This window comes from Lacinutrix himadriensis (assembly GCF_001418105.1).
Classification (GTDB): domain Bacteria; phylum Bacteroidota; class Bacteroidia; order Flavobacteriales; family Flavobacteriaceae; genus Oceanihabitans; species Oceanihabitans himadriense.
In genome coordinates this window covers 93,196-117,783 of the sequence record NZ_LIQI01000019.1, presented here as the reverse complement: position 1 = coordinate 117,783, position 24,588 = coordinate 93,196, and the positions used below count along the sequence as shown (strand labels likewise).

At 33.3% G+C, this 24,588-nt stretch carries 26 protein-coding genes; 20 read left to right on the top strand and 6 right to left on the bottom strand.

Annotation, left to right across the window (positions count from 1 at the left end; all coding sequences use genetic code 11):
- Positions 1-38 precede the first annotated feature (38 nt).
- The 11 genes from AMD28_RS06195 (at position 39) to AMD28_RS18700 (ending at position 8,673) form a co-directional block, all read left to right on the top strand.
- The gene (locus AMD28_RS06195) at positions 39-767 is read left to right on the top strand and encodes an ABC transporter ATP-binding protein (protein ID WP_055443290.1); all 729 of its coding nucleotides are present in this window, start codon (positions 39-41) and stop codon (positions 765-767) included.
- Complete coding sequence (locus AMD28_RS06190) at positions 764-1,870, top strand: ABC transporter permease (protein ID WP_055443289.1); 1,107 nt, start codon at positions 764-766, stop codon at positions 1,868-1,870. The genes AMD28_RS06195 and AMD28_RS06190 overlap by 4 nt, the downstream gene beginning before the upstream one ends.
- A gap of 193 nt (positions 1,871-2,063) precedes the next feature.
- Positions 2,064-3,185, top strand: coding sequence for an ABC transporter permease (locus AMD28_RS06185; RefSeq protein ID WP_055443288.1), 1,122 nt, complete (start codon positions 2,064-2,066; stop codon positions 3,183-3,185).
- A gap of 11 nt (positions 3,186-3,196) precedes the next feature.
- Positions 3,197-3,961, top strand: coding sequence for an LOG family protein (locus tag AMD28_RS06180; protein ID WP_055443287.1), 765 nt, complete (start codon positions 3,197-3,199; stop codon positions 3,959-3,961).
- Positions 3,951-4,352, top strand: coding sequence for a hypothetical protein (locus tag AMD28_RS06175; protein ID WP_055443286.1), 402 nt, complete (start codon positions 3,951-3,953; stop codon positions 4,350-4,352). The genes AMD28_RS06180 and AMD28_RS06175 overlap by 11 nt, the downstream gene beginning before the upstream one ends.
- 11 nt (positions 4,353-4,363) lie before the next feature.
- Positions 4,364-4,942, top strand: a complete 579-nt coding sequence (locus AMD28_RS06170; RefSeq protein ID WP_055443285.1) for a cytochrome b/b6 domain-containing protein — start codon at positions 4,364-4,366, stop codon at positions 4,940-4,942.
- A 20-nt stretch (positions 4,943-4,962) separates the two neighbouring features.
- Entirely contained in the window at positions 4,963-5,856 is an 894-nt protein-coding gene (locus tag AMD28_RS06165) for a phospholipase A (protein ID WP_055443284.1), read from the top strand.
- A 14-nt stretch (positions 5,857-5,870) separates the two neighbouring features.
- Positions 5,871-6,719: a restriction endonuclease gene (locus tag AMD28_RS06160; RefSeq protein WP_055443283.1), complete on the top strand. Its 849-nt coding sequence runs from the start codon at positions 5,871-5,873 to the stop codon at positions 6,717-6,719.
- 186 nt (positions 6,720-6,905) lie between these two features.
- Positions 6,906-7,835 (top strand): NAD(P)/FAD-dependent oxidoreductase, encoded by a 930-nt coding sequence (locus AMD28_RS19015; protein WP_275077399.1) that lies wholly within the window; start codon positions 6,906-6,908, stop codon positions 7,833-7,835.
- Positions 7,832-8,362: an NAD(P)/FAD-dependent oxidoreductase gene (locus AMD28_RS19010; protein ID WP_275077398.1), complete on the top strand. Its 531-nt coding sequence runs from the start codon at positions 7,832-7,834 to the stop codon at positions 8,360-8,362. Before AMD28_RS19015 ends, AMD28_RS19010 begins: the two co-directional genes overlap by 4 nt.
- A gap of 173 nt (positions 8,363-8,535) precedes the next feature.
- On the top strand, positions 8,536-8,673 hold the full coding sequence (locus AMD28_RS18700) for a hypothetical protein (RefSeq protein ID WP_162838499.1): 138 nt from the start codon (positions 8,536-8,538) through the stop codon (positions 8,671-8,673).
- Positions 8,674-8,691: 18 nt separating this feature from the next.
- On the opposite strand, the gene pncA is transcribed toward AMD28_RS18700, so the two are convergent.
- The 3 genes from pncA to AMD28_RS06140 form a co-directional block, all read right to left on the bottom strand.
- Entirely contained in the window at positions 8,692-9,297 is a 606-nt protein-coding gene (gene pncA, locus AMD28_RS06150; RefSeq protein WP_055443282.1) for a bifunctional nicotinamidase/pyrazinamidase, read from the bottom strand.
- A 2-nt stretch (positions 9,298-9,299) separates the two neighbouring features.
- Positions 9,300-10,697, bottom strand: a complete 1,398-nt coding sequence (locus AMD28_RS06145; RefSeq protein ID WP_055443281.1) for a nicotinate phosphoribosyltransferase — start codon at positions 10,695-10,697, stop codon at positions 9,300-9,302.
- 93 nt (positions 10,698-10,790) lie between these two features.
- Positions 10,791-11,789 (bottom strand): metal-dependent hydrolase, encoded by a 999-nt coding sequence (locus AMD28_RS06140; RefSeq protein ID WP_055443280.1) that lies wholly within the window; start codon positions 11,787-11,789, stop codon positions 10,791-10,793.
- 288 nt (positions 11,790-12,077) lie between these two features.
- On the opposite strand from AMD28_RS06140, the gene AMD28_RS06135 reads away from it, so the two are divergent.
- The 9 genes from AMD28_RS06135 (at position 12,078) to AMD28_RS18670 (ending at position 20,231) form a co-directional block, all read left to right on the top strand.
- On the top strand, positions 12,078-13,385 hold the full coding sequence (locus AMD28_RS06135) for a TolC family protein (RefSeq protein ID WP_055443279.1): 1,308 nt from the start codon (positions 12,078-12,080) through the stop codon (positions 13,383-13,385).
- 112 nt (positions 13,386-13,497) lie between these two features.
- On the top strand, positions 13,498-14,574 hold the full coding sequence (locus AMD28_RS06130) for an efflux RND transporter periplasmic adaptor subunit (protein WP_055443278.1): 1,077 nt from the start codon (positions 13,498-13,500) through the stop codon (positions 14,572-14,574).
- 143 nt (positions 14,575-14,717) lie between these two features.
- Complete coding sequence (locus tag AMD28_RS06125; RefSeq protein ID WP_055443277.1) at positions 14,718-17,912, top strand: efflux RND transporter permease subunit; 3,195 nt, start codon at positions 14,718-14,720, stop codon at positions 17,910-17,912.
- A 96-nt stretch (positions 17,913-18,008) separates the two neighbouring features.
- A complete protein-coding gene (locus tag AMD28_RS06120) occupies positions 18,009-18,314 on the top strand; it encodes a hypothetical protein (RefSeq protein ID WP_055443276.1) in 306 nt (101 codons plus the stop codon).
- 18 nt (positions 18,315-18,332) lie between these two features.
- The gene (locus AMD28_RS06115; RefSeq protein ID WP_055443275.1) at positions 18,333-18,542 is read left to right on the top strand and encodes a YgaP family membrane protein; all 210 of its coding nucleotides are present in this window, start codon (positions 18,333-18,335) and stop codon (positions 18,540-18,542) included.
- A 72-nt stretch (positions 18,543-18,614) separates the two neighbouring features.
- Positions 18,615-19,169 carry a YeeE/YedE family protein gene (locus tag AMD28_RS06110; RefSeq protein WP_055443274.1) on the top strand — a complete coding sequence of 185 codons (555 nt, stop codon included), beginning with the start codon at positions 18,615-18,617 and terminating at the stop codon, positions 19,167-19,169.
- Between the two features lie 2 nt (positions 19,170-19,171).
- Positions 19,172-19,585, top strand: coding sequence for a DUF6691 family protein (locus tag AMD28_RS06105; RefSeq protein WP_055443273.1), 414 nt, complete (start codon positions 19,172-19,174; stop codon positions 19,583-19,585).
- 72 nt (positions 19,586-19,657) lie between these two features.
- Positions 19,658-19,999 carry a DUF4870 domain-containing protein gene (locus AMD28_RS06100; RefSeq protein WP_055443272.1) on the top strand — a complete coding sequence of 114 codons (342 nt, stop codon included), beginning with the start codon at positions 19,658-19,660 and terminating at the stop codon, positions 19,997-19,999.
- Between the two features lie 4 nt (positions 20,000-20,003).
- Complete coding sequence (locus AMD28_RS18670) at positions 20,004-20,231, top strand: hypothetical protein (protein WP_055443271.1); 228 nt, start codon at positions 20,004-20,006, stop codon at positions 20,229-20,231.
- Positions 20,232-20,332: 101 nt separating this feature from the next.
- Here AMD28_RS18670 and AMD28_RS06090 read toward each other — a convergent pair whose 3' ends face one another.
- The 3 genes from AMD28_RS06090 to gldG all read right to left on the bottom strand — a co-directional run bounded on the left by AMD28_RS06090 (position 20,333) and on the right by gldG (position 24,537).
- On the bottom strand, positions 20,333-20,677 hold the full coding sequence (locus AMD28_RS06090; RefSeq protein ID WP_055443270.1) for a hypothetical protein: 345 nt from the start codon (positions 20,675-20,677) through the stop codon (positions 20,333-20,335).
- 221 nt (positions 20,678-20,898) lie between these two features.
- Positions 20,899-22,017, bottom strand: a complete 1,119-nt coding sequence (gene dnaN / locus AMD28_RS06085; RefSeq protein ID WP_055443269.1) for a DNA polymerase III subunit beta — start codon at positions 22,015-22,017, stop codon at positions 20,899-20,901.
- Positions 22,018-22,146: 129 nt separating this feature from the next.
- On the bottom strand, positions 22,147-24,537 hold the full coding sequence (gene gldG, locus AMD28_RS06080) for a gliding motility-associated ABC transporter substrate-binding protein GldG (protein WP_055443268.1): 2,391 nt from the start codon (positions 24,535-24,537) through the stop codon (positions 22,147-22,149).
- Between the last annotated feature and the right edge of the window lie 51 nt (positions 24,538-24,588).

The window sequence follows — 24,588 nt, the reverse complement described above, 5'->3', positions numbered from 1 at the left end:
GCGAGGTTTTGAAAACCTTGTAGGTTTAAATAAAAAAAATGAACAATAACAACGTCATAGAAGCTCAAAATCTAACCAAAATGTTTGGTGATTTTACAGCAGTAAGCGCTATTTCTTTTGAAGTTAAAAAAGGAGAAATATTTGGTTTTCTAGGAGCTAATGGAGCAGGAAAAACAACAGCGATGAAAATGTTGATTGGTATTTCTAAACCTACAGCAGGAAAAGCTAGTGTTGCAGGGTTTGATGTTTATAAACAAGCCGAAGACATCAAGAAAAACATTGGTTATATGAGTCAGAAATTTGCTTTGTATGACGATTTAACGGTGAAAGAAAATATTATGTTTTTTGGCGGAATTTATGGCGTATCTAGAAAACGAATAAAGGAAAAAACAGCAATCTTGATTGAAGAATTAGGATTGGAAGAAGTCGCAAACCAATTAGTTGGTGCTTTACCTTTAGGATGGAAACAAAAACTATCTTTTTCTGTGTCTTTAATTCACGATCCAAAAATTGTGTTTTTAGATGAACCAACAGGAGGAGTAGATCCTATTACTAGACGACAGTTTTGGGAAATGATTTATAAAGCAGCCAATCAAGGAACAACCGTTTTTGTAACCACACACTATATGGATGAAGCCGAATATTGCGATCGAGTTTCTATTATGGTTAATGGGAAAATAGAAGCTTTAGATACTCCTAAAAAGCTTAAACAACAATTTAATGTTACGAATATGAACGATGTGTTTTTAAAACTTGCTAGAGGATGAAAAGATTCATAGGCTTCATAAAAAAGGAATTCTACCATATTTTTAGAGATAGACGCTCGTTGTTTATTCTCTTCGGAATGCCTATTGCTCAAATTATGCTCTTTGGTTTCGCTATTACTAATGAAATCAATAATGTGGATATTGCTATTTTAGATCATTCTAAAGATGCAACCACAGAAGAAATTATTAATAAGATTTCAGCTTCAAAATATTTTAGCATTCATCAGTTTATGGACAGAGAAGCCGATGTGGAAACTATTTTCAAAAAAGGAAAAGTAAAAGCGGTTTTAAATTTTGAAAAAGATTTCAGTAAAAAGCTAATCAGAGATCACAAAGCAACTATCCAAATTATTACAGATGCTACAGACCCAAATACAGCGAATACTATTAGTAATTATGTAAATGCAATTCTTATTCAGTATCAAAAAGATTGGAATAAAGACATCACTATTGCATATCAAATAATACCAAGAACTCGTATGGTTTATAACCCCGAATTAAAAAGTGTGTACATGTTTGTTCCTGGTGTGATGACCATTATTTTAATGTTAGTTTCTGCAATGATGACGTCCATTTCCATTACAAAAGAAAAGGAATTGGGAACCATGGAAATCCTGTTAGTATCACCAATAAAACCAATTCAGGTTATTGTAGGTAAAGTGTTTCCGTATATTTTTCTATCTGTAATTAACGCAATAGTTATTGTGGTATTAAGTATTTTTATTTTTAAGATGCCTGTGCAAGGAAGCTTATTTCTATTAGCAATGGAGAGCATTCTATTCATTATTTCAGCATTAGCATTAGGTATTTTAATCTCAACAATTTCTGCAACGCAACAAACAGCCATGATGATTTCTCTTATGGGACTCATGCTTCCAGTAATTCTGTTATCTGGATTTATTTTTCCTATTTCAAGTATGCCATTACCATTGCAAATGATTAGTAATATTATTCCTGCTAAATGGTTTATCATCATCATAAAAGGCATTATGCTAAAAGGAGTGGGATTGCAATATCTATGGAAAGAAACCTTGATTTTAGTTGGAATGACTATCTTTTTTATTGCATTAAGTGTGAAGAAATATAAAATACGATTAGAGTGAAAATAAACGATCCTGTGTAGTTTTAAATAATATGAAGAATAAAAGTGAAACGTAAAAACACCCCTAAAGTCCCCTCAAGGGGACAGCTCACTCGGTTGAATTGAAGGATTGTCCCCTTGAGGGGACTTTAGGGGTGTTTTTTTTTATGTAACTATGTTTAATTTAAAAGATTCCTGCCTGCGCAGGAAATAATATGAAAACAATTCTATACATCATACAAAAAGAGTTCAAGCAAATCTTTAGAAATAAAGGCATGCTTCCTATCATTTTTGTTTTGCCATTATTGCAACTCGTTATTTTATCGAACGCAGCTACTTTTGAAGTGAAAAATATCAAGTTTGGTTATATTGATAAGGATCATTCGTCCACATCTCGAGCATTAGTCGAGAAATTTAATGCATCTACATATTTTAATGTTTTAACCGATTTTCCTTCGGAAGCTATAGCAAGTGCTGAAATGTTAAAAGGGGAAATAGATGTGCTTTTACAAATTCCGCAATACTTTGAACGGGATTTGCAAATAGAAAAATATGCCAATTTAGGAATAACTATTAACGCAATTGATGGTGCAGCCGCAGGTGTAGAAAATGTTTATGTCAACCAAATTATACAACGTTTTAATCAAAACATAAAAATGGATGTATTACAGGTTTCCGATAAACAAGTACAACCAATTGCCGTAGAAACCATTCCTTTATTCTGGTATAACAAAACCTTAAATTATAAAACTTTTATGGTTCCTGGTATACTGGTTTTACTGGTAACTATGATTACCCTTTTCCTTTCAGGAATGAATATTGTCCGAGAAAAAGAAATAGGAACTTTAGAGCAAATTAACGTAACACCTATTAAAAAAAGCCAGTTTATAATAGGTAAACTTTTTCCATTTTGGGTCATAGGAATGGGGTTGTTAACTATTGGATTAATTTTAGCAAAAGTCATTTTTGATGTGCCAATGCTGGGGAGTTTAACACTCCTATATTTTTATACCTCTATTTATATTTTAGTGATTTTAGGCATCGGATTGTTTATATCTAATTTTACAGATACCCAACAGCAAGCCATGTTTATTGCATGGTTTTTTACGGTTATTTTTATATTAATGAGTGGTTTATTCACGCCAATAGAAAGCATGCCAAAATGGGCGCAAACCCTTACCGAATTTAACCCCATACGATATTTTGTAGAAGTGATGCGTATGGTTATGCTTAAAGGTTCTGGTTTTAATGATATTCTTCCACAGTTATTAAAAACAGCACTTTATGCTTTTGTAATGAATGGGTTGGCAGTTTGGAGTTATAAAAAGACAACATAAAAAATCATGTTATGAAGACTAATAATAAAATAAAGCTATCTAGAGATGAATCTTTGTTTGTTCGCGGACCTTTATCTCGTTTTAATGAATTATCCTTTGCCTTTAAAGTGTTTTTTAACTTTATAAAAGCCTTTCGGAAAATGCATTTTATTGGACCATGTGTTACTGTTTTTGGATCTGCAAGATTTACAAAAGATTCGGAGCATTATAAAAATGCGGAAAAAATTGGTGCAGCTTTAGCAAAAATAGGTTTTACAGTAATGACAGGTGGTGGACCAGGAATTATGGAAGCTGCTAATAAGGGCGCTTTTGAAGCAGGAGGATACTCTGTAGGTTGTAATATTATTCTTCCATTCGAGCAAAAGCCTAATCCGTATTTACATAAATGGATTAATATACCATACTTCTTTTTACGCAAAGTTATTCTTGTAAAATACTCTTACGGTTTTGTTGTGATGCCTGGGGGGTTTGGCACTTTAGATGAATTATTTGAGGCTTTAATCCTGATTCAAACCAAAGTAATTCAAAATTTTCCTGTGGTTATTTTCGATTCGGAATACCATAAGGAATTATGTCATCACATTCAATTAATGGCAGAAAATGAAAGCATCAGTCCAGAAGATATGAAACTATTATTTGTTACTGATTCTGTTGAAGATGTGATTAAACATATTGAACTACATACCATTAAAAAATTTGGATTGGTGAAAAAGCAAGTAAAACCAAAATGGTGGCTTGGTGAATCGTCTAATAATTCTTTATCAAATGAAAAATAAAAAGATTATCAACACTGTAAGTGCTACTATTTTAGCACTGTTTGCATTGCTCACTTTATTTTTAAGTAGCTCTGTAATTTTCGATTGGTTTGGCATTAGAGCCAAAGAAGGAAACTATGTCTTGTTTATAGTTTGGACAAACTTTATGAGCAGTATTTTATATTTAATTGCTGTTTTCGGATTTTTAAAAAACAAAAAGGGGACGTTTTGGGCGTTAATTGTTGCTTTAGGCATCTTAATTATTGCTTTTATAGCTTTGCTAGTTTATGTTAATAATGGCGGAATTCACGAAGCTAAAACAATAAAGGCAATGGTTTTTAGAATGTTAGTGACGTTAAGTTTCTCGCTAATAGCATTTTTCAGTATAAAACAAAATAGTACAATAAATTAAAAATAACCATCATGGAAAAAACAAAATATTCTAAAATATATCGAATAATTCATTGGGCAATTGCAGTTTCATTTATACTGTTGTTAATCACTATTTTTTTGCGATTAACATGGATGAATAAATATAATATGGCAGCTATCATAGAGGATTACCTGATTAGTGCCGAACAGAGTTTATCTCAAGATCAACTCCTTGTTTTGGCGAAAAAGATAAGACAACCAATGTGGAATTGGCATATTTACATAGGTTATGTATTGGTTGGACTATTTAGTATTCGTTTTATACTTCCTGCATTCGGACAAATGAAGATTCAAAATCCTTTTAGTAAAAACCTATCTACAAAAAAGAAAATTCAGAAATGGACATACCTCATTTTTTATATCTGTGTTATTGTTTCGCTGGTAACTGGACTTATCATAGAATTAGGACCAAAAGAATTGAAAAAACCAATGGAAGAAATCCACGTACTTGGTATTTACTATCTAATTGCATTCATGGTTATCCATTTAGCAGGTGTGTTAATTGCAGAATTTACAGAACAAAAAGGAATTATTTCAAGAATTGTTAGTGGCTCAAAAGACAAAGATTAAAAAGAATGAAAACTATATAAATGAAAATAAGAGCGTACATATTCGTTTTCCTATTATGGTCTGTTCATTTTGCTTTTTCGCAAAATGATATAGATACACTTCCACAATTGGATTTATCAAAAATAGCCTTAATCAATCAAAGTGATAGTTATATCACATTCCCAACAGATATAGGAAATATAGCATCCTTAATGTTTGAAGCCAATGTAAATCCGTCATTTGTTATTAGAAAACAAAAAAATCCAAAATTAATGGCTGTGTTAACAGCACAAATTATTATTAGGATGTACAATGAAGAGTCCTATCCTGTTCGTACACCTAGTTATATTCCACAAATTGCAGTATACTATTTAGTACATAAAACAGATGTACAAAATCAGATGGTGTTATTCGGTAAAATAGCACACCATTCTAATGGGCAAGTTGGCGATTTTTATAATGAAGACAACACGATCAACTTGCAATCTGGAAATTTTGCAACTAATTTTGTTGAATTCGGTTTTCTTAAAACAGGATATAGTAATAAGTTAAAAGCCATTAAAACTTTAAAAAGTGCCATTGAAATTCATCCTAAAAGTTGGTTATTACCAGAGTTAAAAGGAAGATATAGTGGGTTGCGTTGGCATAATAGTTTTACATCTTTTAAGTTTCCTTTAACCGATTCTAATAGCGATAGAGCAAATTTTTCTTTAAAAGCGGAAGCAACAATAATGTTAGATAATTATAATGATTTAGACGTTTTTGATTTGGAAAGATTTAATGCCAGTGTTACCTTTTATTATCATCCAAAGTTTTTAGAAGATATTGGGTTGTTTGTTCAGTTTTATCATGGAATGGATTATTATAATATTTATTTTGAACAGCAATTGTCTGTTATCCGATTTGGAATTATGACCGAAATTTTAAGATTTTAAAACAATACGAAAGTATGGAAAAGCAAATTTATATTAAAAAGGGTAATGATCAAATGGAACTTTTTTCTTTCGAAAAATTAAAAAATTCCCTTCAATCTGCAGGAGCACCAAAAGGTGTGATTGAAACTATTATACATGGAATTCAACCCGTTATTTATGATGGTATGTCATCTAATGAAATCTATAAGAAGGCATTTGCTTTATTAAAAAAACAGAATAAGGTTTGTGCTTCACGATATAGTTTAAAACGTGCTATATTTGATTTAGGTCCAACTGGTTTTCCGTTTGAGCGATTGGTTGGAGCGCTATTAAAAGAAAAAGGATATAAAACGGAAGTAAGCATTATATTAGATGGTGCCTGTGTTACGCATGAAATTGATGTACTAGCAGAAAAAGATGGAAATGTTTATGCTATTGAATGTAAGTTTCATTCTGATGCTAAAGGAGCAAGCAATGTAAAAGTACCATTATATATTAATTCTATATTTTTAGATATTCAGGAACAATGGAATACCAATTCAAAAAATCAAACCCATTTAAAACAAGGTTGGTTGGTTACCAATACTAGGTTTACCGAAGATGCTATTAACTATGCAAAATGTGTTGGACTAACATTGTTGAGTTGGGATTACCCAAAAAACAACGGACTAAAAGCAACTATTGATTCTATGGCATTATTTCCTGTTACTACTTTAACAACATTAACTAAAAGAGAAAAACACCAACTTATAGAGAAAGATGTTGTTTTGGTTAAGGAGTTAATTAACGCATCCAATAAAATGAAAAATATTGGAATGTCAGAAAAAAGAATGCATCGTGTTTTAGAGGAAGTTAAAAAACTGTGTGCTATTTCACAACCTTAACAAAAAACAGACAATTTTTTGGTTTTAGGTATATGCTTCCATAGTTATAAAAAACAGCGCTTTATTTTATTTATAATGAATGAATTAGCGGTTTGTAGTTGTAAGAAGGTAATTTAAATTACTTGTGTAACAAAAGTGACTGTATGATGTTTTAGTTGAAGTTATCTTTATATAAAAATAACAATCATGTCTAAAATCGTCATTTTAGGAGCCGGTATTGCTGGCCACGTTGCAGCAACGCATTTGCGTAGAAAACTGCCCAAAAAACACGAAGTTGTTGTGGTGTCGCCTAACAGTAATTACCAATGGGTGCCGTCTAACATTTGGGTTGGAATTGGAAGAATGAAATCGGAGAAAATCTATTTTCCATTAGAACCTCTATATAAAAAGAAAGGTATTGGATATAAGCAAGCCAAAGCGATTTCGTTTTACCCGGAAGGAGATAAAACCGAAGAGAAACCGTATGTTTTATCTGAATATGTAGTAGGAGAGAACAAAGGACAACAAGAAAAAATAACGTACGATTATTTGATTAATGCTACTGGACCGAAATTAAATTTTGAAGCGACGGAAGGTTTAATTCCTGGCAAAAATAAAGCATATTCTGTTTGTACCTATACGCATGCAGATCACGCTTGGGAAGGTCTAAATGCCTTAATTCAAGAAATGAAAAAAGGTAAAAAAGCTAAAATATTAATAGGAACAGGACATGCAAAATCTACTTGTCAAGGAGCTGCTTTTGAGTATATTTTAAATGTTGAGCAAGAATTACGCAAACATAATGTACGTGATATGGCAGAAGTAACATGGATTTCTAACGAATACCAATTAGGGGATTTCGGAATGGATGGTATGTTGTTAAGCTACGGAAGTATGACTATGAAATCACATGAAATGGTAGAAATGGTTTTTGAAGATAGAGACATTAAATGGATACTTGGCGCAGGAGTTAATAAAGTGGAAGATGGCCTAGCGCATTATGAAAATTTAGAAGGAGAATATAAAACGGAAGCATATGATTTCGCGATGCTAATTCCTTCGTTTTCTGGTCATGGTTTTAAAGCCTATGATAAAATGAAAACGATATTACAGAGAAACTGTTTAAAGGATTTATGATTGTCGACGCAGATTATACAGCAAAACCTTATGCAGAATGGTCGGTTAAAGATTGGCCAGAAACCTATCAAAATCCGAGTTATAAAAACATTTTTGCTCCCGGAATTGCATTTGCACCACCACATGCTATTTCTAAACCAAGAACAAGTAAAAACGGCACAGTGATTTCACCAGCGCCACCAAGAACAGGAATGCCATCTGGTATTACCGCAAAAATAGTCGCAGATAATATTATAGATTCTATTAAAAGTGGAAAAGAATCTTTAAATCACAAAGGATCTATGGGTAATATGGGAGCCGCTTGTATTGCTTCTGCTGGTTACGGAATGACATCAGGAAGCGGTGTAAGTATTACAACGTATCCAATTGTTCCTGACTATGAAAAATATCCAAAAACACAAGGTAGACAATTAGGGAAGACCTTTGGCGAAATTGGTTTAGCAGGACATTGGCTAAAATTAGCGTTGCATTATGCCTTTATCTATAAAGCTAAAATGCGACCATTTTGGTGGTTGATTCCAGAGTAGGAATCCTACCAAAACAGGTTTTCTTAAAAATACGGTTAGGATAACTTGATGATTTAGAGTTTTCACATCTGAGTAATGTCCCCTCGAGGGGACTTTAGGGGTGTTTTTTTAATCGGATAATAAACGCTTTAAATAGGACAACTTTCATTTAATCATATAAAAAATAAAATATCATGACACAGAGAATATCAAAATACCAAAGATTTAAAATGATGAATCCTGTTATTCAGTTTTTCAAGTTTATTTATTTAAGTATAAAAATAATGCTTGTGGTTGCTGGCGGACATGGTGGTACGAGAAAGGTTAACTGATGCAGTAGTTTCGTTGTTTTATAAAGATGCAGATGTTATAATATGTACTCCCATAGCAATCATCTTGGTCTTAATATTTTCAAATGCTTCTATATCTAATGCTTTCGAAGCATCTTCAATAAAAAAGCATTCAAACCCTTCTTTGATGGCATCACAAATAGAAAAGTAAACACAAATATCGGAAGCTAGACCACAAAAATAGAGTTGCGATGCTCCTTTTTCTTTTAAATAGCCATTTAAACCAGTTGGTTTTAAGTGGTTATTGTCATAAAAGGCACTATAACTGTCGATGTTTTTATCGGTTCCTTTTCTAAAAATAGCTTCGTATTTTGTAGTGTTTAATTCCGGATGTAATGCTGCTCCTTCGCTGCCTTGTACGCAATGTTCTGGCCATAAAACTTGTGTTTTTCCACGCCATTCTATAGTCTCAAAATTCGATTTCCCATCCTGGTTTATAGCAAAGCTAGAATGGTCTTTTGGATGCCAATCTTGTGTGGCTACTACCAAATCAAATCTATCTTGTATGCTGTTTATTACAGGTACAATTTTATTACCGTTAGGTACCGCAAGGGATCCACTAGGCATAAAATCATTTTGTGCATCGATGACTAGAAGTGTTTTCATATTTAGCTTTTATGTTGGTTAATTAGATCATTTCGTTCGCTTTTAAGCTGACTGCTAAGTCCAATTTTATAGGTATGCGGATTCTGAAAACGTTTATATTCATTAGGAAGTTGTGCTAAACGGGATTGTGAATATTTCGAAATCTCAGTAACCGTTCTAATAGGTGCCACACGTTTACCATGTTCCATTACTAATTCTAATAGAGGTTCTTTTTTTAGCGGACTAATATCTATTTGTTTTGTAATATCAAAAGGGTGTTCCATTTTGTCTATCTCACCTTCAGAATAAATAGCCACCGCATCTGCACCATAAAACATACCATCGGCATCTATCATTCGATACACTTGCTTTTTAAAAGGTAGTGATACTTTTATAATATTTTCCGAGAGTTTAATTCTTGGAGCCCCATTGTATTCCGATAATTTATAAACACCATCCAGAGCTGCATCCGGTCTTCCGGTAACTAAATTGGTTCCCACACCAAAAACATCAATAGGTGCGTTTTGTTCTTTTAAACTTTTGATAACAAATTCATCTAACTGATTAGAAACTACAATTTTTACATATCCCAAATCGGCAGCATCTAAAATGGCTCTCGCTTTTTTGGATAAATACGCTAAATCACCACTGTCCAAACGTATTCCAAACAATTTATCTCCTCTTTCTTCCATTTCTTTTGCGACTATAATCGCATTTGGAAGCCCTAGTTTTAAAGTATTGTACGTGTCTATTAACAGCACACAGTTTTTAGGTCGTACTTGTGCAAAATCGCGAAAAGCCTCTAATTCATTATCATAACTCTGTATAAAAGAATGTGCCATTGTTCCTGTAGATGGAATATTGTAATCTTCTGCTGCTTTCACATTACTGGTACTATCAAAACCGCCAATTGCAGCAGCTCTAGACGCATAATAACCTCCAGTTGCATGTGCACGACGTAATCCCATATCTAATAATATAGCATCTTTGGCACTGTATCGTATTCTGCTGGCTTTGGTTGCGATTAAGGTTTGAAAATTAAGAATATTAAGTAAAAGTGTTTCTATAATTTGTGCCTCTATAATATTAGCCTCAACTTGTAAAATAGGACGGTTTGGAAAAACAATATCTCCTTCTTTACTAGAGCGAATACTTCCTTTAAAGCTGAAATTTTTCAAGTACTCTAAAAACTCATTTTCAAATCCTTTTTGCTTTAAATAGGAAATGTCAGAATCGGAGAATTTAAGCGACTCCAGAATATCTAAAACATCCTCTAAACCTGCAAATATGGCATAGCCATTATCAAAAGGATTACGACGATAATAATAATCAAAGACAGCGTTACCATTTGGTTTGGTAACAAAGTAGACTTGCGCCATGGTAATTTGATATAGATCGGTATAAGCAGCAGTAATGTCCATAAATGTATAAGTTTAGTTTACAAGATATTCAAAATTTGAAAGACTTCTCATTCCAAATTTGAAAGCGGTTATTAGTTAATAGTTTCGTTGCAATTAATTTCCTTTTAATCGTTGCCATAATTCGGATAGCAGTTTTTTGCCTTCCCGATTATTTTTAGGTTCTTCTGTAAATACAACCTTTCCTGTAGCATCTACATCTAGTCTGTATTTAAAAACAAAGTTGTCGGATTTTGGCGCTAAACTTAACAAACCAAATCGTAAATCATTAAAATAAAGTGTATCGTCTTTTTTATTGATGGTATACCAACCTTCGGTAATAGTAATCATACGTTTTACGCTTTCATCTTCAACTAGATTTCCTAATAATTCATGATGTTTAGGGTAGCTTTCAAAAGTAATTGGTTGGGAATCAAAAAACGAATAATTTCCAAGTAAATATGCATCTTCGGTTTGCACATTGGCACTCCAAAGTATGGTGTTTAAAGGGGAAGGTCTCGTGTCTATATCTAAATAGGTTATGTTTTGGGTAGCTAAAGCAGATTCAAATTCCGTATAGGAAATCCATTTTAAAACTAAGGTTAAAGCCAAATAAGAGGTGCTAATTATTAATCCCATGTTGTTATAAAAACGTCGTTTTGTGGTAGTGCGTTTTTGTCGCATTGCCAAAATTAAAAACACCAAAAAGGGTAAGGTGTACAGGGGGTCGATTACAAATATGTTTTTAAATGCTAATCGCAAATCAAAAGGCCAAAACAATTGTGTTCCCCAAGTAGTATGTGCATCTAAAATGGGATGCGTCACAAAGGACCAAAAGAATAACCAAGACCAATTTTTAAAGTTTTTATATGTCTCATATCGAGAAACAATCCATCCAAAAATGGGAGCAAAAAGTGCCGAAAACACAATAGAGTGTGTAAATCCGCGATGTATAGCAAGAGCAGAAACGGTGTCTGTAAAATAAGAAGCAAACACATCGAAATCTGGAATAGTTCCTGCAATAGCACCATAAAGCATCGCTTTGTTTCCAACTTTTTTACCTAAAACAGCTTCTCCTACAGCTGCTCCTAATACTATTTGTGTTAATGAATCCATATTAAAAACAAAAGTAAGGGATACCAATATATTTATACCAATACTTTGTTTTTAAGTTGCTTTTTAGCTTGTTTAATAAAAGGTGTTTATCATCCTGTTTTTCTTTGGTTTTTTCGAAACTATATAATAGTCAGTATTTTATATGATAATTATCAGTGTGTATACTTTTTGTTTATTTTAATTTAGAACAACTAAAAATGTCTTAATTCAAATTGCTTTTCTTAAGTAACCTATGTTACTGACAAAAGTATATTCCTGAACTATTTTTGTACTGTAAATTAATAATTAATGAAAAACTATATTTATATATCAATATTGCTTTTAGGATTAACACTTTCAGTGCAAGCACAAGAAGTCGTACCTATTGCAAAAACGGAAGTTTTGACTAAAGTATCGGAGAATAACACGAGTATTAAAATTTCGGAAGAAGATTTTAATATTGCCAAAGCCGATTACCGACAAACAAACGCCGTGTTTTTACCAAACATTTCAGCTAGTCATACAGGGATTGCAACTACAAATCCGTTAATGGCTTTTGGTTCTAAATTGAATCAAGAAATACTAACTCAAAATGATTTTAGTCCAGCATTATTAAACAATCCTTCTCAGATTGAAAACTACGCAACAAAATTCGAAATTCAGCAGCCATTAATTAATGTCGATGGCATCTATCAGCGTAAAGCGGCCAAATCCAAAATGGAAGCGATGTCCTTAAAGACAGAGCGTACGCAGGATTATTTAGTGTTTGAGGTAGACAAGGCATACATGCAATTACAATTAGCATATAAGTCCGTTGCCGTTTTAGAAAAAGCGTTAGTTGCTGCAAATGCCAATAAAAAATTAGCAGACGATAGCTTTAAACAAGGCTATTTGCAACGTGCAGATGTATTGAATGTAGAAGTACGCGTTACCGAAGTTCAAAACCAATTACAAACCGCTAAGAGTAATGTGCAAAATGCTTCCAATTATTTGTCTTTTTTAATGAGTGATGAAAACTATGTGGTGTATATACCAACGGATGAATTGGTGATTACAACCTTTGCTTTGGAAGATAAAAAGATTTCCCAAAACCGTTCGGATATTAAAGCGATGCAATTAGCTTCTAATGCTTATGAGGCGATGAATAAAGCAGATAAAATGGCGTTTTTACCAAGATTGAATGCTTTTGGAAGTTACGAGTTGTATGATGATCAAATTTTTCAAGGCGATGCAAATGGGTATTTATTTGGAGCACAATTAAGTTGGGATATTTTTCAAGGGTCGAAGCGTTTTGGTAAAATGCAAAAAAGTAAATCCGAATTCGAAAAATCGAAATTAGAATACAAACAATATGTATCTCAAAGTAATTTAGAATTAAACAAAGCGAAACGTGCTTTTACTGATGCCGAGAATAAGCTACAATTAACAACTTTAGCATTAGAACAATCGGAAGAATCTTTACGAATTCGAACAAATAGATTCAAGGAAGGTTTAGAAAAAACATCCGATTTGTTACTTGCCGAAACGCAATATGCACAAAAGCAATTGGAATATTACCAAACCATTTTTGAATACAATTACGCACAAGCATACGTACAATTTTTAACTAAAGGATAATTAAAAAATAAGATAATAGAGCCAAGAATCAAGATTGATTTTCTAGAATCCAAATGTATAAATACTGTCACACTGAGCGCAGTCGAAGTGTCTTAAATAAAAAATAATAAACATGAAAAATATATATACCATCCTAACACTTTCTATAGCGCTATTCGTAGCAAGTTGTGGTAGCGAAGACAAAAAGCCAGTTGTAGATAATTCGCCAGCAATTAGCGTGAAAACGAGCCAAGTAACAACTAATGGAAGCAGTCCTTTTTTGTCTGTAAGCGGAAAAATACAAGCCACGAATAGTGCCGATTTAAGCACTAGAATGATGGGTTATGTAAATAAAGTACACGTTAACGTTGGAGATAAAGTGCGAAAAGGACAATTATTAATATCGATTAATAATAGCGATTTACAAGCCAAAAGAGCACAGGTAAATGCAGGAATAACAGAAGCTAATGCTGCTTTAAAAAATGCGCAAAAAGATTACAATCGTTTTAAAAATCTGTTCGCAGATAATAGCGCATCGCAAAAAGAGATGGATGATATGACTGCCAATTATGAAATGGCAAAAGCTAGAGTAGAAGCAGCCAATCAAATGAAAAACGAAATCAATGCGCAATTTGCATATAGTAATATAACTGCTCCTTTTAGTGGAACGGTGACTAGTAAAAATGTGGAAGCTGGTAATATGGCTAATCCTGGAGTATCATTAATAAGTATAGAAACGCCTGGAAATTTTGAAGTGATGGCAATGGTTCCTGAAACGGAAATTTCTGCAATTAACAAAGGAACTGTAGTAGATGTATTGGTGAAATCGATTAATAAAACCATAAAAGGAAAAGTAGCAGAAGTAAGTACATCTGCTAAAAATACGGGCGGACAATATTTAGTAAAAATAGATGTAGATAAAACGGATGCCAATATTTTATCAGGCATGTTTACCACGGTGCAATTCCCTGTGGAAAGAAAAGCAACGTCATCTATGGTTTTAATTCCGACGGATGCTATTGTAACCAACGGACAATTATCTGGAGTGTATACGGTAAGTCAGAGTAATACAGCATTATTACGTTGGTTGCGCTTAGGTCGAACTTTTGGTGATCAAGTAGAAGTGTTATCTGGTTTAAATGCAGACGAGGCTTACATTGTTTCGGCTGAAGGTAAACTGTTTAATGGAGCGAAAATTACCATTCAATAACTAATAAGTTGCGTTAAGGATAGCAGTGGAAATCCTTTTTTTGCTACCATATATGGCAAAAAAAGATTGTAACGGATAGCCTGTTAAAACGCCCAAGATATAAAGATTTCCACTTTTGTGGGAATGAAAAAAAAGTAATAATTATGAAAGAAGGAATCGCAGGTAAAATTGCCAAAGTCTTTATGCAGTCGAAGCTTACAGTGCTTTTGATGATTGTATTTATGGTGGTTGGGGTGTACAGTTCGTTTTTAATTCCGCGTGAAGAAGAACCGCAAATTGATGTACCAATGGCAGACATTTTTGTGGGATATCCAGGCGCAAGTCCTACGGAAGTAGAGTCGCGTGTGATTAAGCCTTTAGAGCAATTAATATCGAATATTAAGGGTGTGGAATATGTGTATTCTACGTCGATGAAAGAGCAAGGAATGGTCATCGTGCAGTTTTATGTTGGCGAAGATATTGAGCGTTCTTTTGTGAAATTATACAACGAAATTAATAAGCACATGGATCAAATGCCAGCGGGCGTAACGTTTCCATTAGTGAAAACACGTGCGATTGACGATGTGCCAATGTTGGGTTTAACGTTGTGGAGTGAAAATTACGACGATTACCAGTTAAACCAAATGGGGCAAGAGTTGGAAGCTGAAATTAAGAAGATAAACGATGTAGCTGTTACGCATAAAATTGGTGGTAGAGATCGTCAATTACGTGTGGTTTTAGATAAGGATAAATTGGCTGCAAGCGGATTGGATTTCTTATCGGTTTCAGAAATGATTAAAGCGAATAATAGCCAATTAAGTGCTGGTAGTTTTGATAAAAATGATACCGAATTTTTAGTGAATACAGGAGCTTTTTTAGCTTCGGTTACCGATGTCGAAAATTTGGTGGTTGGTGTGCAACAAAATCAGCCCATATATTTAAAACAAGTCGCTAAAATTATTGATGGACCAGAAGTACCACAAAATTATGTGAGTTTAGGTTACGGAAAAGGAAGTGTGAAATCGGCAGATTATAAATCGGAATATCCTGCAGTAACTATTTCAGTAGCAAAAAGAAAAGGAGCAGATGCGATGAAAATTGCAGAAGTTATTATTGATAAAGTGGACCATTTACGTACTACTTTAATTCCGGATGATGTGCATGTGGAAGTGACTAGAAATTATGGGGAAACAGCATCTCATAAAGTATCCGAATTACTTTGGCACCTTATCGGTTCTATCTTTGCAGTAACCCTTGTGGTGATGCTAGCAATGGGATGGCGAGGTGGATTGGTCGTGTTTTTATCTGTTCCAATTACGTTTGCTTTGACCTTGTTGAGTTACTATATGATGGATTATACACTAAACCGAATTACCTTATTTGCTTTAGTATTTGTAACCGGAATTGTGGTGGATGACTCGATTATTATTGCCGAAAATATGCACAGGCATTTCAAGATGAAACGCTTGCCATTTAAACAAGCCGCTTTGTATGCGATAAATGAGGTTGGGAATCCAACCATTTTAGCAACATTTACGGTAATAGCTTCTGTTTTACCTATGGCTTTTGTTTCCGGATTAATGGGTCCATATATGGCGCCAATGCCAATTGGTGCATCGATAGCTATGATATTATCTTTATTTGTAGCATTAACGATTACACCATATTTAGGCTATATTTTCTTAAGAGAAAAAGATAAAAAAGGAGCAGAAGAAAAACCTGAAAAAGCAGTTGAAGACACGCTGATTTATAGAATCTATAATAAGTTTGAGCGTCCGTTATTAGAAAGTAAAAGAAAACGCTGGTTGTTTTTAGGATTGACTTTTATGGTGTTAATGGCAACGATGGTGTTGTTTTTTACCAAATCGGTTGCAGTAAAAATGCTGCCTTTTGATAATAAGAATGAGTTTCAAGTGGTAATTGATATGCCTGAAGGCACAACACTGGAACGAACAGGAGTTGTAGCGCAAGAAGTGTCTCAATATTTATCGACTAGACCAGAAGTAGTGAATTATCAAAACTACGTTGGTACTTCTGCACCAATTACTTTTAACGGTTTGGTGCGTCATTACGATTTACGTGGAGGCTCTAATATGGCAGATATCCAAGTGAATTTAATTGATAAAGAAGACCGGACGGCACAAAGTCATGATATTGCTAAGTTAATGCGTCCAGACATTCAGAAAATTGCAGCGAAGTATAACGCAAATATTAAATTAGTAGAAGTGCCACCAGGACCTCCAGTGTTATCTACTATTGTTGCAGAAGTGTATGGACCAGATTATAACGAGCAGATTAGAATAGCCAATAGCGTTCAAGATATATTAAAGAACACAGAGGATGTAGTCGATATTGATTGGATGGTGGAAGCAGATCAAACCGAATATCAATTCGATATTAATAAAGAAAAAGCCATGTTGTATGGTGTAGCACCACAGCAAATTGCATATACCATGAATATGGCATTGTCTAATAGAGCGATTACAACGTTATATGATGAAAATGCGGTGAACCAAGTTGGTTTGGTATTGGCTTTAGATGAAAAGGAAAAATCGACCATAAGTGATATTTCACAATTAAAAGTGAAATCGAAACAAGGTAATATGGTGCCTATAGCAGATTTGGTAACCATTACGGAAACGACTGCAGCAAAAAGCATTTACCGTAAAAACCAAAAGCGCGTGGTGTATGTGATGGCAGATATGGCTGGAGAATTAGAAAGTCCGGCGTATGCCATTCTTGGAATGGAAGAAAAGTTAAAAGAAATTCCATTACCAAAAGGTTATGAATTAAACGAAATGTATTTAGGACAACCAGGTTTTGAAGATAATTATACCGTGAAATGGGATGGAGAATGGCAAATTACTTTAGAGGTTTTTAGAGACTTAGGAATTGCCTTTTTAGGAGCTATTATCTTAATATATATTTTAATTGTAGGATGGTTTCAAAACTTTAAAGCACCAATTGTAATGATGGTTGCTATTCCTTTATCCTTAATCGGAATTATTCTAGGACATTGGATTATGGGCGCGTTTTTTACAGCAACTTCTTTTATAGGTATGATTGCTTTAGCTGGAATTATGGTTAGAAATTCCGTATTACTTATTGATTTTATTAACCTAAGAACTACGGAAGGTGTACCACTAAAACAAGCTTGTATTGAAGCAGGAGCTGTGCGTACAACACCAATTCTATTAACAGCAGGAACAGTTGTCATTGGGGCATTCGTGATACTGTTTGATCCCATTTTTCAAGGATTAGCAATCTCGTTAATGGGAGGAACTATTGTGTCTACTGTGCTGACTTTATTGGTGGTTCCATTAGTTTACTATATGATAGAGAAAAAGAATTTTAAATAAGAACTTGTCTAGTCGAGCGCGGTCGAGACCTATATTTAGCGAAGTAGTTGAAAAGAGTTTTCGAATGCGATCGAACGGACAATAAATTGTAAACAAATGAAATTAGTAATTGTTACAGCGGTAGAAGAATTTGAAAAAGAGGTTTTAAAGCTTTTCAAAAAAGCAAATATTGAAAACTTTAGTAGTTCTGATATTGAAGGATACAAAAATGGATCCTCGTTATTAATGGCTTCAAATTGGTTTTCAGCAGAAAAAGGAGGGAATGAATCGAGTCTGTTCTTTTCTTTTACTGAGGACGAAAATATTGATGCTTTATTCCTTTTAATAAAAGAATTTAATTCAAATCTAGAAACTAAAACTCCTTTAAAAGCTGTTGTGGTTCCTATTGAGAAATTTATATAAATTTAAAAATTAATTAAAATGTTAAATACATATTTTAGAGTTATAGTAGGTGTAATGGTTTTGTTAAGCGTTGTGCTTTCTGTATATGTGAGTCCAAAATGGATGTGGTTTACCGTGTTTATTGGCGTGAATTTAATACAATCTGCTTTTACAAAATGGTGTTTGTTAGAAACAATATTAGTAAAGCTAGGTATTAAAAAAGAAGGAGCAAGTTGTAGTGTAAAATAAAACTCCATATTTTTATTAGATATAAGTTCTATAAATAGATTTTTAGCATGTACTTTTGCCGAAAATTTATTTATGGAATTTTTCTTGCAACCTTGGCCTTGGTATCTTTCAGGTTTTTTAATAGCGTGCACCATGCTAATCCTATTGTTAATGGGGAAAAAATTTGGAATGTCTTCTAACTTAAAAACTTTTTGTGCTGCTTGTGGTGCAGGAAAAGTAAGTCCTTTTTTTCAGTCCGATTGGAAATCTGATAAGTGGAATTTATTAGTGGTAGTAGGAGCTATTCTAGGCGGTTTTGTCGCTTCTCATTATTTATCTAATGGGGAAATGCCTGCAATTAGTGAAGCTACAAAAGCATCTTTAGCAAGCATAAATATTTCTGCTGAAAATCAATATATGCCTAGAGAGTTATTCTCTATTTCCGCTTTAAGCGATATAAAAACGATACTTATTTTAATAGTTGGAGGGGTACTCATTGGTTTTGGCGCTCGTTATGCTGGAGGTTGTACTTCTGGTCACGCTATTTCTGGATTAAGTAATTTACAATTGCCTTCCTTAATTGCTGTAATTGGCTTTTTTATTGGCGGATTGGTTATGGTTCATTTATTATTCCCTCTAATATTTTAAAGATGAAAAGCATTTTATATATCCTTGTTGGTTTTTTCTTCGGAATAATTATGTACAAATCGGAAGCTGCTTCGTGGTTTCGTATTTACGAAATGTTTCAGTTTCAATCTTTCCACATGTATGGAATCATAGGAACGGCTTTAGCTTTCGGAATCGTATTTGTGCAAGTAATAAAACATTATAAAATAAAATCTATAGATGGTAATCCCATTGTGATCCTTCCTAAAGAAAAATCATTTTCTAGGTATATGATTGGTGGAATCATTTTTGGACTTGGTTGGGCTTTAGCTGGCGCATGTCCGGGACCCATTTTTGTGCTTGTCGGTGCTGGTTTTGTTCCAATACTCATTGTATTAGCCTCGGCAGTACTTGGTACTTTTCTTTATGGTGTATTAAAAGAGAAACTGCCGCATTAATTTTTTTATGGATTGTTGTAACATTTTATGATTCGGTGCGTCCTATAAGTATCAATCAATAAATCAATCATCATGAAAAGAGAAGACAAACAACTTTTAGTTATTACACATTTAAGCCAATTAATTACATTAGTTACTGGTTTTGGTAGTTTAATTCTTCCGCTTATTCTTTGGGTTACTCAAAAAGAAAAAGTCCATCAAATGGATGCGCATGGTAAAAACATCATTAATTTTCAATTGAGCTTAATTGTATATTGTATAATTTGCGTGCCATTAATTCTTTTATTCGGATTAGGGCTTTTAGGTTTTATGGTTTTAGGAATTATATCTATAATCTTTCCTATTATAAATGCTATTAAAGCAAGCAATGGAGAAACACCAACCTATCCTTTCTCTTTTAATTTTATTAATTAAGAATATGAAAAAGGAAAGCAAGTTCACAAAATATATTGGACTAGGAATTGGGTTAGGTTCTTCTTTTGGAGTAACTATAGGTTCGGTGATAGGAAGTATAAAGAACGATGTTTCCACTTGGGTTAGTTACGGAATAATTATAGGAATGATTTTAGGTCTTGTAATAGCCATTATTTACGGAAGCCTAATACTTGAAAAAACAAATATAGAAGAAAATAAAACATCAAAATAAATACCTTTATCTTTTAATTTTATTAGTTAGTTAATTACTTAGATAAAGAAAACGCAACCTGAAGAGGTTGCGTTTTTTGTTTTAAAAATGTCTTAAAGAAATTATTGCTTTATAAAATCGAATGCTGAAAAATCTACCAATAATAGATTACCATTCGAGGTAAACTCAAAAGTGGTGACTATGTCTTTGTCATTTTGAGTTATGGTTAATTTATCCTTATTGACTTTCCAGTCTATAGAGATAATATTAGAAATAACACCTTGTCCCGTAGTTTGTTGATCTACTATGTATCCAGTATTGTTTTCCTCAAAAGTTAATTTGTATTCAGAATTGGCCTTAAAATCATGGCGTAACCATTCTCCAATTAAGGCATTGCTGCTATCTTTACAAGAGAACTGTAAAGCGCAAAGTATCACCAGTAAGAATAGATGTATTCTACTTTTCATTATTGTTGGATTAATTAATTTAATAAAATACCAATCACTAGATTTAAGGGAATCATTATGAGGTTATTGGTACGCGTAAAAGTAATAAAAAGAGCACAATATTAAAATAGTAACTGGATAATAATGTAATAAACAAAAAAAGCGCATCCTAAGAATGCGCTTTAGTTTAATAATATATTTTGTGTTCTTTATAAATAGATTCTTGCCTTCGCAGGAATTTACTAGCTATTTAACATCACCGGCATTACTAACATAGTAACTTGTTCTCCTTCATCTAATCCATCCACAGGAGTTAAAATTCCAGCTCTGTTTGGTAAACTCATTTCTAATTGTACTTCACCAGAAGTTAGGTTGTTCAACATTTCTGTTAAAAAACGAGAGTTAAAACCAATTTGCATATCGTCCCCTTGGTAATCACAAGTTAAACGCTCTTCTGCTTTGTTAGAGTAATCGATATCTTCAGCAGAAATATTAAGTTCTGCTCCAGCGATTTTTAAACGTATTTGATGTGTTGTTTTGTTAGAGAAAATACTAACACGACGCACAGAGTTTAAAAATTGTGTTCTGTCAATACTTAATTTATTCGGATTCTCTTTTGGAATTACCGCTTCGTAGTTAGGATATTTTCCATCAATTAATCTACAAACTAATTCGGTGTTTTCAAAAGTAAACTTCGCATTAGAATCGTTGTATTCAATAGTTACAGCATCATCACTAGCAGCTAAAATTCCTTTTAAAAGATTTAAAGGTTTTTTAGGCATAATGAATTCGGCAACTTGGCTAGCTTTTACATCTTCACGAGTGTATTTTACTAGTTTGTGTGCGTCTGTTGCAACAAAGGTTAAACCTTCTGTAGAGAACTGAAAAAATACACCACTCATTACCGGACGTAAATCATCGTTTCCAGCAGCAAAAATAGTTTTGCTAATTGCTGTTGCTAAAATATCTCCAGAAATAGTTGTCGAACTAGGATTTTCTAATGCTACAGCTTTTGGAAACTCAGCACCATCTGCATATGCTAATGCATACTTACCATGGTTAGAGCTAATTTCTATCGTGTTATTTTCTTCTACAACAAAAGTTAACGGTTGCTCTGGAAAAGTCTTTAAAGTGTCTAAAAGTAATCGAGCAGGAACTGCAACGCTACCTTCATTATCACTTTCTACATCTAGTTTAGAAGACATGGTAGTTTCTAAATCACTTGCAGAAACTGTAAGTTCGTTATGATTTAATTCGAATAGAAAATTATCTAAAATCGGTAAAGTGTTCGAGCTGTTAATTACACCTCCAAGAACTTGTAATTGTTTTAGTAAATAGGTACTTGATACTATAAATTTCATGTATATAATACGTTAATTCGTTTCAATATTGAATAGATACAAATATATTCTAAAGCTAGTGAAAATGGAAACAAACTTATTAACATTTATTCCTGCAAAGGCAGGGAACTTTTTATTGTTTTCTAGATACTATTTCGCATACTTTTTTCTTCGGAAGAAATTAAAAATAAATCCGAAAACACCTAATAAAACTAATGGTAACAGAATATTTACTATTTGCCATTTTGCTTTTTCAGTTGCTACTTTTTTAGGATCTAAAAAGGCTACCGCAATTTCTTTAGTTCGAATGTTTATAAGTCCATTGTCATCCAAAAGGTAGTTTACGGCGTTTAGTAGGAATTCTTTGTTTCCGTAGGTTTGTCCAGTCCATTTATCAAAACCAAGTTCTTCTGGTCCGTTTCTACCCATATCATTTTTAATAATATCCCCATCTGCAATGACAATCATTTTGGTAGGTACGCTCGTATTTAATTCGTTTTCTAAAGCAAATGGTTTTATTCTATTGTTGTATACCGAAGTAAATTCTCCTTCTAACAATACCGCAAGATTCTGACTGCCTTTATTATATTGTTTTGGGTCTGGCTCTTTCTGCGTCATTTCTAAACTAACCTCTCGTGGTGTACCGTCTAGCTTAGTTAGTCCTGAACTTTTTAACAGAATAGTTTTATCAATATTGTTTTTTAAGGTGTCTATTGGATTGGAAAAATCAAACTTTACCAAATTTAAATTATTGGTAATTGCATGCTTATTTTCTGCATTTACTAATGGCGAATAGTACCAAGGAAGTTGCTGAAATTGCGATTGACTACCTTCTCCAGAAGCTAAAGTGATTGGAGCAGAGTAGAGGTCGTTTACCAAAGATGGATTAATACGAACACCGTACTTAAAAAAGAAATCGGTAAGATTTAAATTTCTAGCAGTTGCAACACCTTTTCCTGTTGGGTTATACAAGCTGTCTTTTTCTATCGCTACAGCATCTACTAACCAAAGACTTTTTCCGCCTTTCATAGTAAATTGATCTAAGACTAGTTTTTCTTTTTCAGTGAATGCTTCTGTTGGTTTTGCCGAAATAATTAAATCGAATGCATTTAACGCTTTGGATGTTTTTTGCGGATTGGTTGCAACGCTATCTAAAGTAAAAGGAGCAATAAAATAGTAGTCGCCAATCGTTTTTACAAAATCGAAAATGTATTTGTCTTCTAATTGATTGTTTCCTCTAAGTATGGCTACTTTGCGTTTTTTCGGATTTACTAATTTGCTAAATCCATCGGCAAAAGCATATTCTAAATGCTGTACGGAGTTGGTTACTAATTCTTGTTGTGTCGCTCCAATCTTCGTTTTTACTAACGGGATTTTAACCGTTTCTCCATTATGACTCGCTAAAGCCCAAGGGAATATTACTGCTTGGCTAGACTTACCGCTTTCTTGAACGGTTAATTGCATTGGGATTAAACCGCGATCGTTTAACTGTTGCATGCTGCGTTCCCGAGTTGCTTCGTCTGCAATCGGATTAATGAAATGAAATTTGATGTTCGCATTTTGTGCTTCAAATTCTTCTAGTAGTTGTTTCGTTTCGTTTTTAAGTCGTCTAAATTCCGTAGGAAAATCTTCGCCTTCTAAAAAGACATCTACTAAAATTGGCGACTCTACCTTATCTATAATCTGTAAAGCAGCATCACTAATGGTATAGCGTTTGTCTTGCGTTAAATCATAGCGTTGGTATAATCCGCTTTTCGCTGAAAATATATTGAAAACCAAAAGACCTAAAGGCAATAATAGAAAGATTGCATAGTCTTTTTTGACAAATGGTTTTGTTTGAATTTTTCTAGAGGTGAAGAAAATAAATAAAACAGTGACACTTAAAAAGTAAACAATATCTCGAGTATCTAAAACACCACGACTCATGCTTTTATAGTGTGCACTCATTCCTAATAGCTCTACAAAAGTGCTAGACATATAGTCGGCAATACCTTGAAAACCAATATAAAAAAGGAAGCATAAAAATACCGAAGTAATAAATGCAACAATTTGATTATCGGTAATACTAGAAGCAAATAAACCAATTGCAGTATACGCTGCGACTAGAAATAGTAAGCCAAAATAGGAGCCAAGTGTGCTACCAACATCTAGGTTTCCTTGCGGATTACCAAGTTGGTTTACCGTATATACATAAAGTAATGTTGGTAAAAGCGCAATTAAAATTAATACCAATGCACCAAAATATTTACCAAGTACAATGTGTAATTTACTAATAGGTTTGGTAAGTAAAAGTTCTAGTGTTCCTTGTTTTTTCTCGTCACTAAAACTGCGCATGGTTACTGCGGGAATTAGGAAAATAAGAATCCAAGGTGCTAATAAAAAGAAGGAAGATAAATCGGCAAAGCCATTATCTAGAATATTGAATTCTCCTTTAAATAACCAAAGGAATAACCCGTTTAGCAATAAAAATATAGCAATCACCAAATAACCTATTGGGGAAGCGAAGAAGGAGTTGATTTCTTTTTTAAGTATAGCAAACATATAATATATATTCTTTCATTACGAGTCGAATAGCGACTTGGTAATTAATTT